At 65.0% G+C, this 14,915-nt stretch carries 14 protein-coding genes and 1 tRNA gene; 7 read left to right on the plus strand and 8 right to left on the minus strand.

Annotated features, from left to right (window positions below):
• Nucleotides 1–14: 14 nt before the first annotated feature.
• From KF796_18090 to KF796_18105, 4 genes are all read right to left on the minus strand, one after another.
• Nucleotides 15–821 carry a PhnD/SsuA/transferrin family substrate-binding protein gene (locus KF796_18090; GenBank protein MBX3588544.1) on the minus strand — a complete coding sequence of 269 codons (807 nt, stop codon included), beginning with the start codon at nt 819–821 and terminating at the stop codon, nt 15–17.
• A gap of 415 nt (nt 822–1,236) precedes the next feature.
• Nucleotides 1,237–1,827, minus strand: a complete 591-nt coding sequence (locus tag KF796_18095) for a DUF3501 family protein (GenBank protein ID MBX3588545.1) — start codon at nt 1,825–1,827, stop codon at nt 1,237–1,239.
• A gap of 2 nt (nt 1,828–1,829) precedes the next feature.
• The gene (locus tag KF796_18100; GenBank protein ID MBX3588546.1) at nt 1,830–3,218 is read right to left on the minus strand and encodes a Fe-S oxidoreductase; all 1,389 of its coding nucleotides are present in this window, start codon (nt 3,216–3,218) and stop codon (nt 1,830–1,832) included.
• Between the two features lie 100 nt (nt 3,219–3,318).
• The gene (locus KF796_18105; protein MBX3588547.1) at nt 3,319–3,741 is read right to left on the minus strand and encodes a rubrerythrin family protein; all 423 of its coding nucleotides are present in this window, start codon (nt 3,739–3,741) and stop codon (nt 3,319–3,321) included.
• A 259-nt stretch (nt 3,742–4,000) separates the two neighbouring features.
• On the opposite strand from KF796_18105, the gene KF796_18110 reads away from it, so the two are divergent.
• From KF796_18110 to KF796_18130, 5 genes are all read left to right on the plus strand, one after another.
• Complete coding sequence (locus tag KF796_18110) at nt 4,001–4,627, plus strand: VOC family protein (protein MBX3588548.1); 627 nt, start codon at nt 4,001–4,003, stop codon at nt 4,625–4,627.
• Between the two features lie 6 nt (nt 4,628–4,633).
• Nucleotides 4,634–6,346, plus strand: a complete 1,713-nt coding sequence (locus tag KF796_18115) for an FAD-dependent monooxygenase (protein ID MBX3588549.1) — start codon at nt 4,634–4,636, stop codon at nt 6,344–6,346.
• Nucleotides 6,343–6,531 carry a DUF2783 domain-containing protein gene (locus tag KF796_18120; protein MBX3588550.1) on the plus strand — a complete coding sequence of 63 codons (189 nt, stop codon included), beginning with the start codon at nt 6,343–6,345 and terminating at the stop codon, nt 6,529–6,531. Before KF796_18115 ends, KF796_18120 begins: the two co-directional genes overlap by 4 nt.
• Before the next feature lie 413 nt (nt 6,532–6,944).
• Complete coding sequence (locus tag KF796_18125) at nt 6,945–7,919, plus strand: MBL fold metallo-hydrolase (GenBank protein ID MBX3588551.1); 975 nt, start codon at nt 6,945–6,947, stop codon at nt 7,917–7,919.
• A 107-nt stretch (nt 7,920–8,026) separates the two neighbouring features.
• Nucleotides 8,027–10,975 carry a valine--tRNA ligase gene (locus KF796_18130; protein MBX3588552.1) on the plus strand — a complete coding sequence of 983 codons (2,949 nt, stop codon included), beginning with the start codon at nt 8,027–8,029 and terminating at the stop codon, nt 10,973–10,975.
• Between the two features lie 77 nt (nt 10,976–11,052).
• Here the strand turns inward: KF796_18130 and KF796_18135 are convergent, their stop codons facing one another.
• Nucleotides 11,053–12,057, minus strand: a complete 1,005-nt coding sequence (locus KF796_18135) for a hydroxyacid dehydrogenase (protein MBX3588553.1) — start codon at nt 12,055–12,057, stop codon at nt 11,053–11,055.
• Between the two features lie 111 nt (nt 12,058–12,168).
• Here KF796_18135 and galU point away from each other — a divergent pair, with 111 nt between their 5' ends.
• Nucleotides 12,169–13,062 carry a UTP--glucose-1-phosphate uridylyltransferase GalU gene (galU, locus tag KF796_18140; GenBank protein ID MBX3588554.1) on the plus strand — a complete coding sequence of 298 codons (894 nt, stop codon included), beginning with the start codon at nt 12,169–12,171 and terminating at the stop codon, nt 13,060–13,062.
• 33 nt (nt 13,063–13,095) lie between these two features.
• On the opposite strand, the gene KF796_18145 is transcribed toward galU, so the two are convergent.
• From KF796_18145 to cysM, 3 genes are read right to left on the minus strand one after another with little or no spacing between them, the layout of a single operon-like run.
• A complete protein-coding gene (locus KF796_18145) occupies nt 13,096–13,323 on the minus strand; it encodes a sulfurtransferase TusA family protein (protein MBX3588555.1) in 228 nt (75 codons plus the stop codon).
• A 30-nt stretch (nt 13,324–13,353) separates the two neighbouring features.
• Complete coding sequence (locus KF796_18150; GenBank protein MBX3588556.1) at nt 13,354–13,884, minus strand: NUDIX domain-containing protein; 531 nt, start codon at nt 13,882–13,884, stop codon at nt 13,354–13,356.
• Entirely contained in the window at nt 13,881–14,783 is a 903-nt protein-coding gene (gene cysM, locus KF796_18155; GenBank protein ID MBX3588557.1) for a cysteine synthase CysM, read from the minus strand. Before cysM ends, KF796_18150 begins: the two co-directional genes overlap by 4 nt.
• 41 nt (nt 14,784–14,824) lie before the next feature.
• On the opposite strand from cysM, the gene KF796_18160 reads away from it, so the two are divergent.
• Nucleotides 14,825–14,909 (plus strand) — tRNA-Leu (locus tag KF796_18160).
• The last annotated feature ends 6 nt before the right edge of the window (nt 14,910–14,915 follow it).

A 14,915-nucleotide genomic window follows, 5' to 3' on the forward strand; every position in this document is an offset into this window, starting at 1 on the left:
ATTCTGGCCGGCCACTAGAGCCCCAGCCAGGCCAGCAGCTCGCGCAGCTTGGGCTCGGTCGTGGTGTCGAAGCCCTTGACGCCAATCTGCTTGAGCACGCCCTGACCCGCATCGCTGCCGGCCAATCCGACCAGGTCCTTCTGGATCGACGCCACCTGCTGCGACGTGACCTTCTTGCCCGCGATCAACGGGAAATAGGGCTGCTTCACGCTGGCGTGCAGCACGCGCATGCCGTCGGCGTCGAGCGTCTTGGCCACGCCGGAATACGAGGCCACGGCCCCGACTTCCGCAAACCCGCTCTTGACATAAAAGATCACCGCGCCCTGCTCGCGCACGCGCTGCACCTGCTCCTTCGACAGGTCCACCCCGTTGCGGCGCAGCTCGGCCTCGCAGAACTTGGTCATGTAGGCCGCGGGGTTGGGCGTGACCACCTTGCGGCCCTTGATGTCGGCCACGGTCTTGAGCGTGGACGCCTTGGGCACCACGATCAGGCACTGCCCGTCGGGCTGGGCCGTGGCGACGTACTTGTAGCCGTAGTCGCGCATGCCGCGCGCCGGGTAGTCGCTGGGCCGGGCCATCGCAAAGTCAAAACGCCCCTCCTGGAGCCCGCTTTCCAGCGCGCTGAATTCGCGGATGAACACCACCTGCACGCTCTGCTTCATGGTCTTGGCCAGCACATCGGCCAGGCCGCTGTACTTGGCAATCACACGCGCGTGGTCGGTGCCGCCGGACGATCCCTCGCTGATGGCAAAAATCAATCCCTCTGCGCTGCACAGCCCCGACATGGCCGCGAGCACCCAACCTGCAATCAATGCTTTCATGCTATTGAAACTCCCTCTTGTTGACCTTCGTTTGCAGCTCCAACACTGCAGGGCGCTTGTGTTGCGTCCCGTCAAAAAGCATAGGAGAAACGGGCGCTGCGATCGATCGCCCAAAAGGCTTAACGCGGTCACCGGCGCGACGATGCGATCGCACGCGGGCCAGCCGCCACGGCCCGCAAGGCCCCGCGCTTTCCTCTCTCAAAGACGGCAGCGCCGCGCCAGAAATCAGCGCGTGCAAGGCGTGGCCGCGGCAGGCCTGTGATTTACAGGGGGATACAAAATGGCGCGGGCCGTGTGGTGCCCAACGCACAGCCGCGTTGGACGGTCATCCGCATCGCCGCCCCCGACTTTCAAGCCAAAAAGGCCTGGAGTCCAGACGGGGCGGCCACTGGCCGCTATCTTTTGTGTAGCAAATTCAGGCCAGGTCGCCGGCCAGCGAGGCCAGGGTCTCCGGCGCAATGCGGGTGTGCGCCGGGTAATGCGTGTGGTCGCAGCCCAGCTTGACGCTGGCGCCGGCCTTGACGGCGGCCCGCATGGCCGGCGTCAGCTCAAAGCGCACAAAGTGCACGGCCGAAGTCTTCTCGTCGTTCTCGCGGTCCAGGTCTTCGTCGGCAATGGCATACACGCGGGCGTGGCCCTCGACCTCGACGAACATGCGGTCTTCCACCCCGATCAGGCGCGCCAGCTCGCGCTTGCGCTCGTTCTCGTCGGGGTACTCGATCATCATCGTGGCCTTCCAGTTGCCGCCGTCGGGCATCAACGGGACGTAGGCCTCGATCTCCTGCTCGATGCCCTCTTCCTCGAAGATCTTCTCGATGCGCAGCATCTCCTGGATCTGGTAGCGGATGCTGGTCTCGCTCTCGAACTGCAGCGTGACGTGCTCGCCCAGCGCCACCGAGCGCAGCTTGCGGTGGGCAATGATCTCGGCCTTGTGCGCCTTGCGGAATCTGGCGTAGGCCTCCAGCGTCATGAGGCTGTCGCGGGTGATTTTTCCGGTGAGTTGCATGTTTATTTCAATCCATAGGCCATGCGTACCAGCGTGAGCGGGTGCTGCAGGGTGGGCGCGCCCAGGCTGTTCACCTCAAAGCCCTGCGCAATGTGGTGGCCGCCCAGCGGGCAGTCGGAGCTGATGTAGTCGGGCAGGCCGCCCTCGGCCTTGACCGAGCCGTCTTCGGCCTTGCCCGAGCCGGGGTGGTCGGCCATCTTTTTGAACAGCGGCTTGCCGATCTTCAGCGCCTGCTGGTGGTAGGCCTTCTTGACGCCAAAGGTGCCGGCGTGCCCCGAGCAGCGCTCGTTGGTCTGCACCCAGGTGTCGGGGATCATCTTGAGCATTTCCTCGGTCTTCTTGCCGATGTTCTGCACCCGGCCGTGGCAGGGGATCTGGTAGCTGATCTTGCCAAGGGGCTGCGTGAATTCGGTCTTGAGCAGGCCGTCGCGCTTGCGCTGCATCAGGTACTCGAACGGGTCCCACATCGCTTCCTTGACCAACTGCACATCGGCATCCTGCGGGTACATCAGCGGCAGCTCCTGCTTGAACATCAGGGTGCAGCTGGGGACCGCGGTCAGGATGGCGTAGCCCTCTTTCGCGTACCGGGCCAGCACGGGGATGTTGGCTTCCTTGGCCCGGTTGACGGAGTCCAGGTCGCCCAGCTCGAGCTTGGGCATGCCGCAGCACTGCTCCTTGTTGACCAGCACATACGGCACCTCGTTGTGGTCCAGCACCTTGAGCAGGTCGTGGCCAATGCCGGGTTCGTTGTAGTTGACGTAGCAGGTGGCATAGATGGCCACCTTGCCGGGCGTCCTGGCACCGTCTTTCACGGGGAAGGGCGTGGAGCCGGCGGCGCCCGAGCGGAACTTGCGCGTGGCCAGTTCGGGCAGCCAGGCGTCCTTGTCGACGCCCAGCAGGTTTTCCATGGCGCCACGCGCAAAGGCCGTCTTGTTGACCGCATTGACCGCCTGGACCACGATGGGGATGCCGGCAAACTGGCCGTGCACATCGGTGGAGGCCAGGAGTTTCTCGCCCAGCCCCACGTCGCCCTTCTTGAACTTGATGGCCTTGGCCCGCAGCATGGTGTGGGGGAAGTCCAGGTTCCACTCGTGCGGCGGCACGTAGGGGCACTTGGTCATGTAGCACAGGTCGCACAGGTAGCACTGGTCGACGACCCTCCAGTAGTCGGCCTTCCTGACGCCATCGACCTCCATCGACTCGCTCTCATCCACCAGGTCAAACAGCGTGGGGAACGAGCCGCACAGGCTCACGCAGCGGCGGCAGCCATGGCAGATGTCGAAGATGCGTTCCATCTCCTTGAACGCCGCGTCCTCGTTCCAGAACTCGGCGTCCTGCCAGGCGATGGGGTGTCGGGTGGGGGCTTCGAGGTTGCCTTCGCGCGCAGTCATGGGAATCCTTTGGCGGGGGCCACCGCGGAACCGGCTTTGCCGGGCCACAGGTGGCGCCCCCTTGAGGGGGAGGCGCGTCAGCGCCTCGGGGGTGGGTCAGTTAATCCACCAGCTCGTTCAGGGCCTTCTGGTAGCGGTTGGCGTGCGAGCGCTCGGCCTTGGCCAGCGTTTCAAACCAGTCCGCCACTTCGTCGTGGCCTTCCTCGCGCGCGGTCTTGGCCATGCCCGGGTACATGTCGGTGTACTCATGCGTTTCACCGGCCACGGCGGCCTTCAGGTTGTCGCGCGTGGGGCCGATCGGCAGGCCGGTGGCCGGGTCGCCGCACTGCTCCAGCCACTCGAGGTGACCGTGGGCATGGCCGGTTTCGCCTTCCGCGGTGGATCGGAACAGGGCCGCCACGTCGTTCTGGCCTTCGATGTCGGCCTTGTTTGCGAAATACAGGTAACGGCGGTTGGCCTGAGACTCGCCCGCAAATGCGGCTTTCAGGTTCTCTTCCGTCTTGGAGCCTTTGAGTGCTGCCATGGAAATCTCCTTCGTGGGTTGAACAAATGACTCGGCCGCCTGCGCTCAGGTTGGGTCAAAGACCCACAGAGATTAGCCCGGTTAGAGGCCTGCGTCTAATTGCCTGCCTCAATCCGCAGAATTGAAAAGGGCTATGTGATCGATAGTATTGATAACAGTTCTCAATAACGCGGCCCAACCCCATTGGCCGACCGGAGCAATTACGTTATAGTAAACGCGTTACGCAATGGTAAATTGCATTTGACCCAAGGAGACACCCATGGCCGCCGTCCTCAAAGACCTTGCCGCTCTGCCGGCACCCGCCCCCATCCACCAGCTACACCACTTCGCCTACCGCGCCAAGGACGCCGAGGAAACCCGGCATTTCTACGAAGACATCCTGGGCCTGCCGCTGTACCACATCATCCAGAGCGACGTGGTGCCCAGCACCGGCGAGTACTGCCCCTACACCCACTTCTTCTTCCGCCTGCAGGACGGCTCGTTCATCGCCTTCTTTGACCTGGGCAATGACGAAGCGGCCCTGCCCTCGCCCAACACGCCGACCTGGGTCAACCACATCTCGTTCCGTGTCGATTCGGTGCGGCACCTGGAAGACATGAAGGCCCGGCTGCAGGCCCATGGCGTGGATGTGATCGGCGTGACCGACCACCACATCTTCAAGAGCATCTATTTCTTCGACCCCAACGGGGTACGTCTGGAGCTGACCGCGCAGCTGGCTGACGAGTTCCAGATGCTCAAGGAGAGCAAGACCGCGCACCAGCGCCTGAACGAATGGACGGCGCGCAAGGAGCAGTGGCGCCGTGACCGCGCCGAGGGCAAGGCCGCCGAGCCCCTCAAGCCCCAGCAGAACGACCGCCCGGAGTTCACCGCCAAAACACCGTCCTGACCCGCCATGCCCGCGAACTACACCGCCACGGCTGCCACCGGCGGCTATGAATTCACGCAGGGCTCGGGCTATGTCCTGCCCGAATACCCGTTTGTCGAACCGCCGGAGATTCAATCCGGCCAGGTCGGCCACCACCCCATCGTGATCGTGGGCGGCGGCATCACCGGCCTCACCCTGGCCTGTGCGCTCGCGCACTATGGCGTGCCCGCGGTGCTGCTGGACGAGGACAACACCGTGGGCGTCAAGGGCGCATCGTCCCGCGGCATCTGCTACACGCAGAAGTCGCTGGAAATCTTCCAGCGCCTGGGCATCTACGAGCGCATCGCGGCCAAGGGCATCCAGTGGAGCGTGGGCCGCACCTTCGCGGGCGATGACGAGGTCTATTCGTTCGACCTGCGCCAGCAAAGCGCCTACAACCTCTCGACCCAGCCGCCGTTCATCAACATCCAGCAGTTCTACATCGAGGCCTACCTGGTCGACCAGATCCAGGCGCTGGGCCATGTGGACCTGCGCTGGAGCAACCGCGTCACCGCCTTCCGGCAAGAAGGCCAGGGCGCCACACTGTCTGTCAGCACGCCGGCGGGCGACTACCAGCTGCGCGCCGACCACGTGATCGACGCCACCGGCGCGCGCAGCCCGCTGCGCCAGTGGTGTGGTGCCAGTGTGACCGCCAAAAAGGGCGACGACCGCTGGTGCATTGCCGACGTGCGCTTTTCCAGGCAGCCGCCCACCGAGCGCCACACCTGGATCGAGGCGCCCTTCAACGAGAACCGCGCGGTCTGGCAGCACCTGATGGGTGACAACGTCTGGCGCATCGACTACCAGATGGCGCCCCATGCCGACCCCGACTACGTGAGCCGCGAAGACGTGGTGCGCGAGCGGCTGACCCGCCAGTTCGGGGCGGACTGCGAGGTCGAGATCGTCTGGGTCGGCCCCTACGCCTACCGCAGCGAATGCATTGACCACATGCGCCATGGCTGCGTCTTTTTCATGGGCGATTCGGCCAAGGTGGTCAGCCCGTTTGGCGCGCGCGGCGGCAACACCGGCATCGCCGACGCCGACAACCTGGCCTGGAAGCTGGCCGCGGTGATGCGCGGCCACGCCGCGCCCGGCCTGCTGCACAGCTACCACGAGGAGCGCCACGAAGCCGCGCGCCAGAACGTGCAGGTGACCAACCGCACGGCGCGCTTCCTGCGCCCGGCCGACGGCGTGGAACGCCTGTTCCGCACGGCCGCGATTGGCCTGGCCAAGCAATACCCGTTTGCCCGGCAGTTCGTCAACACCGGCCGCATGGCCATCGCCAACCCCTACAGCGCCTCCAGTGCCTGCGGCGCCAATGGCGGCCTGTCGGTGCAGAACGTGGCCTTCCGCTGGGCCGATGGCAGCGCCGGCACCACCAACGACCTGCTGCGCTGGGCCCATGGCCGGCCACTGGTGCTGGTGTTCGGCGACGTCAACGCGCAGGGCCTGCAGCGCCTGCGCGCGCTGGCGGGCACGGCCCCCGTGCGCTGCGTCCAGGTGGTGGGCCAGGACGGGCGACCGGGCGCACTGGAGCATGTGATTGACGCCCAAGGCCACCTGCAGGGCGCCTGCCATGTGTTCGGCCACGCCTGGGCCCTGGTGCGGCCCGACAGCTATGTGGCCGCCACGGGCGAGAGCATGGATGCCTCGCTGGTGCACGCCGTTTCGCAATGCCTGGGTACAGGAGATGCCGCATGAGAACCGCTCTTCATCTTCAGGACGCCGACACGTTCTACGAGCAGTTGCTGGACGCCCATGAAGGCCTGACGCGTGAGCAGTCCGAGTTGCTCAATGCGCGGCTGATCCTGTTGCTGGCCAACCAGGTAGGCGATGCGCGGGTGCTGTCTGACTGCATTGCGGCAGCGAAGTCCGGGGCGGCTTAGTCTCGGCTCTGTTGGCGGCGACCGCCATTGGTCTCCGGTCCGCGGTTTGGCGGCGACGGGTACCCGTCTCCGCTCGTGTCCCCCGGTCCGTGCTGCGCACGGCCCTCCTCCTTGACCTCGCTGCGGCGGGTACCCATCACCGCCAAACCGCTGCGCGTGGAGCGCGGACGCGTTGAAGATGTCGCACTCCAAAATGGTCAGCAGGATCAGGCGGGTTGGGCGCTCTGCGCAGCGACATCAAGGAGGAGGGTCGGCGCAGCCGGCCCGGGGGACAGTCGCGGAGCAGAGTGCCCGGCCCACCTGATCCCGAAGCCATGCCAGCATCGCAAGGTCTCATGGCCCCAAGAAGCAACTTTTCAGGAATGGGTTTAGAGTGCGGCTTCTTCCGGACCCGACACCTTCAAGGAGATGCCATGAAAGTTTCAAGACTGCTTCGCGCCACCACGCTGGCCCTGCTGACCAGCGGCGCCGCCGGCCTGATGTTCAGCCCCGCCGCCCAGGCCGCCGCGCCCATGGCCAAGACCTCGGCGCCCGGCTTTTACCGCGTCATGCTCGGGGAATTTGAAGTCACGGCCCTGTCGGACGGCACCGTTGCCCTGCCGGTGGACAAGCTGCTCACGCGCACCACCCCGGCCAAGGTCGAAAAGGCCCTGGCGCGCTCCTACCTCAAGACGCCGCTGGAGACCTCGGTCAATGGCTACCTGGTCAACACCGGCGCCAAGCTGGTGCTGATCGACACCGGCGCGGCCGGCCTGTTCGGTCCGACGCTGGGCAAGCTGCTGGCCAACCTCAAGGCCTCGGGCTACCAGCCCGAGCAGGTGGACGAGGTCTACATCACCCACATGCACCCCGACCATGTGGGCGGCCTCATGGCGGGCGACAAGCCGGCCTTCCCCAACGCCGTGGTGCGCGCCGACAAGCACGACGCCGACTTCTGGCTCAGCCAGGAGAACATGGACAAGGCACCCAAGGAAGCCAAGGGCTTCTTCCAGGGCGCCATGGCCTCGCTCAACCCCTATGTGCAGGCCGGCAAGTTCAAGCCTTTCGAGGGCAACACCGAACTCGTGCCCGGCATCCGGTCCATCGCAACGCCGGGCCACACGGCCGGCCACAGCGTGTACATGGTCGAAAGCCAGGGCCAGAAGCTGGTGCTCTGGGGCGACCTGATGCATGTGGCGGCCGTGCAGTTCGAGCACCCCTCGGTCACCATCCAGTTCGACACCGACTCCAGGCAGGCCGCCAAACAGCGCGCCAAGGCCTACGCCGAAGCTGCCAAGCACGGCTACCTCGTGGCGGGCGCCCACCTGTCGTTCCCGGGCCTGGGCCATGTGCGCAAGCAGGGCAGCGGCTACCGCTGGCTGCCCGTGAACTACGCGCCGCTGCCCTGAGCGGCCAGGCGCACGCGCCGCCAGGCTGGCGTCGAATAAAATCGGCCCAGCACACCTGACGACCAAACGGCATCCTGCGGGGTGCCGTTTTTCATCCCGATACCCACATGACCGCACCCACGCCCCAGCAGCCCGGCCTTGAAAGCCTGTCCAAATCGTTCGAGCCCGCCGCCATCGAGGCGCACTGGGGCCCCGAATGGGAAAAGCGCGGCTATGCGGCCGCTGGCCACCGCGGCACGGGCCAGGCCAAGGCGGGAGAACCCGCGTTCTCGATCCAGCTGCCGCCGCCCAATGTGACGGGCACGCTGCACATGGGCCATGCGTTCAACCAGACCATCATGGACAGCCTGACGCGCTACCACCGCATGCGCGGCCACAACACCCTGTGGGTGCCCGGCACCGACCACGCGGGCATCGCCACCCAGATCGTGGTGGAGCGCCAGCTGCAGGACCAGGGCCAGAACCGGCACGACCTGGGCCGCAAGAACTTTGTGGCGCGCGTGTGGGAATGGAAGGAGAAGTCGGGCAACACCATCACCACGCAGATGCGCCGCATGGGCGACAGCGTGGACTGGGGCCACGAGTACTTCACCATGGACGAGAAGCTGTCCGCCGTGGTGACCGAAACCTTTGTGCGGCTGTACGAGCAGGGCCTGATCTACCGCGGCAAGCGTCTGGTCAACTGGGACCCGAAGCTGCAGTCCGCCGTGTCGGACCTCGAGGTGGAGAGCGAAGAGAAAGACGGCTCGCTCTGGCACATCGCTTACCCCTTGACCGATGGCAGCGGCAGCCTCACCGTGGCCACCACCCGGCCCGAGACCATGCTGGGCGACGTGGCGCTGATGGTCCACCCCGAGGACGAGCGCTACACCCACCTGATCGGCAAGACCGTGACCCTGCCGCTGGTGGGCCGCGAGATTCCGGTGATTGCCGACGAGTATGTGGACAAGGCCTTTGGCACCGGCGTGGTCAAGGTCACGCCCGCGCACGACCCCAATGACTACGCGGTGGGCCAGCGCCACCAGCTGCCGATGATCGTGGTGCTGACGCTGCAGGCCGCCATCAACGACAACGCGCCCGAAAAATACCGGGGCATGGACCGCTTCGTGGCGCGCAAGGCCATCGTGGCGGATCTGGAAGCTTCGGGCGCGCTGGTCGAAACCAAAAAGCACAAGCTCATGGTGCCCATCTGCACCCGCACCGGCCAGGTGGTCGAGCCCATGTTGACCGACCAGTGGTTTGTGGCCATGAGCAAGGTGAGCGAGCAGGACCCAACCGGCAAAAGCATTGCGCAAAAGGCCATTGACGCGGTGGCCAGCGGCGAGGTGACCTTTGTGCCCGAGAACTGGGTCAACACCTACAACCAGTGGATGAACAACATCCAGGACTGGTGCATCTCGCGCCAGTTGTGGTGGGGCCACCAGATCCCGGCCTGGTACGACGAAGACGGCCACGTGATCGTTGCCCGCAACGAAGCCGAAGCCCAGGCCAGGGCACCCGGCAAAACCTTGCGCCGCGACGAAGACGTGCTGGACACCTGGTACTCGTCGGCCCTGGTGCCGTTCAGCACCATGGGTTGGCCGGGTGCTGTGGGTGCAGAAAATTCCGTTCGCCCTGAGCCTGTCGAAGGGCTTCGACAAGCTCAGCCCGAACGGGGAGACACGGGGTTGACGGACTATGACCTTTACCTGCCCTCATCGGTGCTGGTCACGGGCTACGACATCATCTTCTTCTGGGTGGCCCGGATGATCATGATGACCACGCACTTCACGGGCCGCGTGCCGTTCAGGCATGTGTACATCCACGGCCTGGTGCGCGACGCGCAGGGCAAGAAGATGAGCAAGAGCGAAGGCAATGTGCTCGACCCGGTGGACCTGATCGACGGCATTGCGCTGGACCCGCTGCTGGAAAAACGCACCACCGGCCTGCGCAAGCCCGAGACCGCGCCGCAGGTGCGCAAGAACACGCAAAAGGAATTCCCCGAAGGCATCCCGGCCTATGGCGCCGATGCGCTGCGGTTCACCTTTGCGGCGCTGGCCTCGCTGGGCCGCAGCATCAACTTCGACAGCAAGCGCTGCGAGGGCTACCGCAACTTCTGCAACAAGCTGTGGAACGCCACGCGCTTTGTGCTGATGAACTGCGAGGGCCAGGACTGCGGGCTGGCGGAGCACACCAAGGCGCAGTGCCAGCCGGGCGGCGAGTTCCACGGCTACATGCAGTTCAGCCAGGCCGACCGCTGGATCTCGTCCGTGCTGCAGAAGGTGGAGGCCGAGGTGGCCAGGGGCTTTGCCGAGTACCGCCTGGACAACGTGGCCAACGCCATTTACGACTTCGTCTGGAACGAGTTCTGCGACTGGTACCTGGAAATTGCCAAGGTGCAGATCCAGACCGGCACTGAAAGCCAGCAGCGCGCCACGCGCCGCACGCTGATCCGCACGCTGGAAGCCATCCTGCGGCTGGCGCACCCCATCATCCCGTTCATCACCGAAGAACTCTGGCAGAAGGTGTCGGTGGTGGCCGGCCTGCCGGGCGCATCGGTCAGCATCGCGCGCTACCCCGAGGCACAGCCGCAGAAGATCGACGAAGCGGCCATCGCCCACGTGGCCAGGCTCAAGTCGCTGGTGGACGCCTGCCGCAACCTGCGCGGCGAGATGAACGTGTCACCGGCCACCCGCCTGCCGCTGTATGTGGTGGGCGACGCCGGTTTCATGCGCGCTGCCGCCCCCGTGCTGCAGGCGCTGGCCAAGCTCAATGAGGTGAAGGTGTTTGACGACGAGGCCGCCTGGGCCACGGCGGCGCAGGCCTCGCCGGTTGCCGTGGTGGGCGAAGCCCGGCTGTGCCTGCACATGGAGATCGACGTGGCGGCCGAGAAGGCCCGCCTGGGCAAGGAAGCCGACCGGCTGGAAGGCGAGATCGCCAAGGCCCACAACAAGCTCGGCAACGAAGCCTTCGTGGCCAAGGCACCACCCGCGGTGATCGAGCAGGAGCGCAAACGCGTGGCGGACTTCACGGCCACCCTGGCCAAACTGCGTGAGCAACTGAAGCGACTCGGTTGAGCTGGCGCCAGACACCCGGTTGCTACGAGTTTGATAGCGCGTAGTGGCCGCCCGGCCTGGACTCCAGGCCTGTTTGGCTAGCGAATGATGAATTCGGGCTCGATCGGCGCGGGTGCGGAGTCCAGTGCCATGGGTGCGCTGGTCAGGGAGTCGAGCCCGCTGCCCCGCACCGTGGTCAGGGCTTCATGGATGCGGTGCGCCACATACCAGCTGGCACGCAGGCGTGACTCGCGGGTGTGGGAGCCGATGCGCGGGGTGAGGAACAGGTTGTCCAGCTCATGCAGCGGGGTGCCGCGCGAGGCAAAGCCCGACTCGGCCCCATCGAGCACGCAGGCCTCGATCCGGCCATCGGTCAGCGCATTGGCCAGTGCGGTTTCGTCAAACAGCGCGGTGCGGCTGGTGCCCACCCACAGCTGCCCCGGCTTGCAGTGGGCCAGCACCTTGTCATTGATGAAGCCCTTGTAGCGCGACGCGTACATCACCTGCACGGCCATGGCATCGGCCTGCGCCATGAGGTCGGACAGGCTCACCGGCTTGACCTGCAGGCGCTGCCAGATCGGTGCCGTGTGGTGCACCGCGGGGTCGTAGCCGATCAGCTTGGCGCCCAGCGAGTGCAGCATCATCGCCAGCGCGTGGGCGGTGGAAGACAGACCAAAGATGCCGACCACACTGCCGTTGAGCTCGCGCCCCAGGCGGATGTCGGCATGGCGGTCGCCAATGAGCGCCGAACCAATCCCGCGCCGGTACAGCAGCAGCAGGCTGGCCAGCAGGTACTCGGCATTGGAGCGGACATTGGCCGTGGTGGCCTGGATGACCTTGACGCCGCGGTCGCGGCAGGCCTCGAGGTCGGTGTTGTCGGTGCTCACGTGCATGCGCGCGATGGCGCGCAGGCGCGGCGCGAAATCCAGGAACTCCTTGGTTACCACCACCTTGCGCGGCAGGACCAGCGCCTCGGCACGGTAAGCCATCTTGCGCAGCGTCGAAGGGTCGGTGGCCAACTCGGGACGGTACTCGACGGCGTGGCGGGACTCCAGCCACGCCAGCGCTTCGGGTACCAGTCGCTCAAGAAGTAAGATGTCCACCCTGTTCGGTCCCTTTTTCCATTCGGCCCTTGGTGTTGTCAGAAGCTGAAGTGTTTGCTTACTGATTGTTTCAATAAGGCCACACTTTAGCGAGAATCCCCAACCCCGTCCATGAACAAAATCACAAGAATCAACAAGGCTGTCTTCCCTGTGGCAGGGCTCGGAACCCGCTTTTTGCCGGCCACCAAAGCCCAGCCGAAAGAAATGTTACCAATCGTAGATCGGCCCTTGATTCAGTATGCGGTGGAAGAGGCGTATGCCGCCGGAATTCGCCACATGATCTTTGTGACGGGCCGCAATAAGCGTGCCATTGAGGACCATTTCGACACCGCCTACGAGCTCGAGACCGAGCTCGAAGCGAGCCAGAAGCACGAACTGCTGAACCTTGTGCAGACGCTTTCCCCCGATGACATGGTCTGTTCCTATGTACGGCAACCGCGTTCGCTGGGCCTGGGTCATGCGGTGCTGTGCGCAGAGCATCTCGTGGGCAACAGCCCTTTTGCCGTGCTGCTGGCCGATGACCTGATGACCGGTGTGGAGGATGGCCCCGGCGTTCTGACACAAATGGTCACAGCCTTCGCACAACTGGGGACATCTTTGTTAGCTGTGCAGGAAGTGCCCGCGGACCAGGTGCGCCGTTACGGCATCGTGGCCGGCGAGCAGGTGGCCCCCAACCTCATCAAGGTGAGCCAGATGGTGGAGAAGCCGGCACCGGAGGCCGCGCCCTCGCGCATGGGCGTGGCGGGCCGCTACGTCCTCACACCGGGGGTGTTTGACCTGATCCGTGACCAGCCGCGCGGCGCAGGCGGCGAAATCCAACTGACCGACGGGATTGCCGGACTCATGGCAACCGAAGGCGTGCACGCCCTGCTCTACGAGGGCAAGCGCTACGACTGCGGCAGCAAGGAGGGGTTTCTGGAAGCCACGGTGGAATTCGCGCTCAAGCATCCCGAGGTGGGCGAGCACTTCAGGGCTTACCTCAACGCCCTGCCCTTTCCCAAGTAACCCAAGTAACCGGGGCCGCGCCGCCGAGGCGCTTCAGCGCCGGCGCAGCACGTGGATGAAGTCGGCGCCCGCGTTCTGCTGCTCCACCAGCTCATTGCCGGTCTGCTTGGCAAAGGCCTGGAAATCGCGCACCGAGCCCGCATCGGTGGCCACCACCCGCAGCAACTGGCCCGTGCTCATGTCGGTCAGCGCCTTCTTGGCCTTGAGGATGGGCAACGGGCAGTTCAGGCCACGGGTATCGAGTTCTTTGTCGATGTTCATCGGAAGTCCTTGGGATTGCCCTGATTTTAATCAGCCCCGCTTGGGGAACTCGACAAACTCGGGCGAATACCCCCTGGAGCGCAGCCAGTCGGCCAGCGCATAGCCCGTGCCCGCAGGCCAGCACTTGACGGCGTCATAGTCGTACAGCTTGTACTCAACCAGTTCTGGCGAGAGGTTGACCTCGCCGTCCGCCACGGCGTGGTAGGCAATGATGACCTGGTTCATGCGCTGGAAATCGTAAACGCCGATCAGGTTGAGCTCACTCGCGTCCAGGTTGGTTTCTTCCTTGATCTCGCGGGCAATGCCCTCTTGCGGTGTCTCGCCCGCTTCCATGAAACCCGTGATCAGCGCGAACATGCGCCCCGGCCAGGCCGCATTGCGCGCCAGCAAAATCTGGTCGCGGTACTGCACCACCGCTGCCAGCACGGGCGTGGGATTGTTCCAGTGGGTCCAGCCACAGGCCGGGCAGCGCAGGCGCTGCTTTTCGCCGCCATCTTCCATCTGGGCCAGCAGTTGCAGCGGCGTGGCGCAACTGGGGCAGAACTGGTAGGCGGCGCTCACGCTGGAAACACGCCCGTGGACAGGTAGCGGTCGCCCCGGTCGCACACAATGAACACCACCGTGGCCTTCTCGACCTGGCTGGCAATCTGCTGCGCCACCCAGCAGGCGCCGGCCGCCGAGATGCCCGCAAAAATGCCCTCCTCGCGGGCCAGCCGGCGGCACATTTCCTCGGCCTCGTCCTGGCTCACATAGACCATCTCGTCCACGTACTGCGGGTCGTAGATCTTGGGCAGGTATTCTTGGGGCCACTTGCGGATGCCAGGAATGCGCGAGCCTTCGCTGGGCTGCGCGCCAATGATCCTGATGGCGGGGTTCTTTTCCTTGAGGTAGCGCGAGACGCCCGTGATGGTGCCCGTGGTGCCCATGGCGCTCACGAAATGCGTGATCTTGCCCTTGGTGTCGGCCCAGATTTCGGGGCCCGTGGTTTCGTAGTGAATGCGCGGGTTGTCGGCATTGGCAAACTGGTCGAGCACCCGGCCCTTGCCCTCGCGCTGCATGTTTTCCGCCAGGTCGCGCGCGTATTCCATGCCGCCGCTCTTGGGCGTGAGCATGAGCTCGGCGCCAAACGCCTTCATGGTCTGGGCCCGCTCCACCGACAGGTCTTCCGGCATGATCAGCACCATGCGGTAGCCCTTGATGGCGGCCGCCATGGCCAGCGCAATGCCGGTGTTGCCCGAGGTGGCCTCGATCAGGGTGTCGCCCGGCTTGATGTCGCCGCGCTCCTCGGCGCGCTTGATCATCGACAGCGCCGGCCGGTCCTTGACCGATCCGGCCGGGTTGTTGCCCTCCAGCTTGCCCAGGATCACGTTGCCGCGTTTGGCATTGTCCGCCGCGCCGATGCGCTGCAACGCCACCAATGGCGTTTTGCCAATGGCGTCTTCAATGGTCGGGTAGTTCATGGGCATCACTGTGCCATAATTTCCGGCTTGCTTCCTTCCCTGCCCGGGTGGTGAAATTGGTAGACGCAGGGGACTCAAAATCCCCCGGAGAAATCCGTGCCGGTTCGATTCCGGCCCCGGGCACCAAGCGGT

The organism is Ramlibacter sp. (assembly GCA_019635435.1).
GTDB lineage: Bacteria > Pseudomonadota > Gammaproteobacteria > Burkholderiales > Burkholderiaceae_C > JAHBZM01.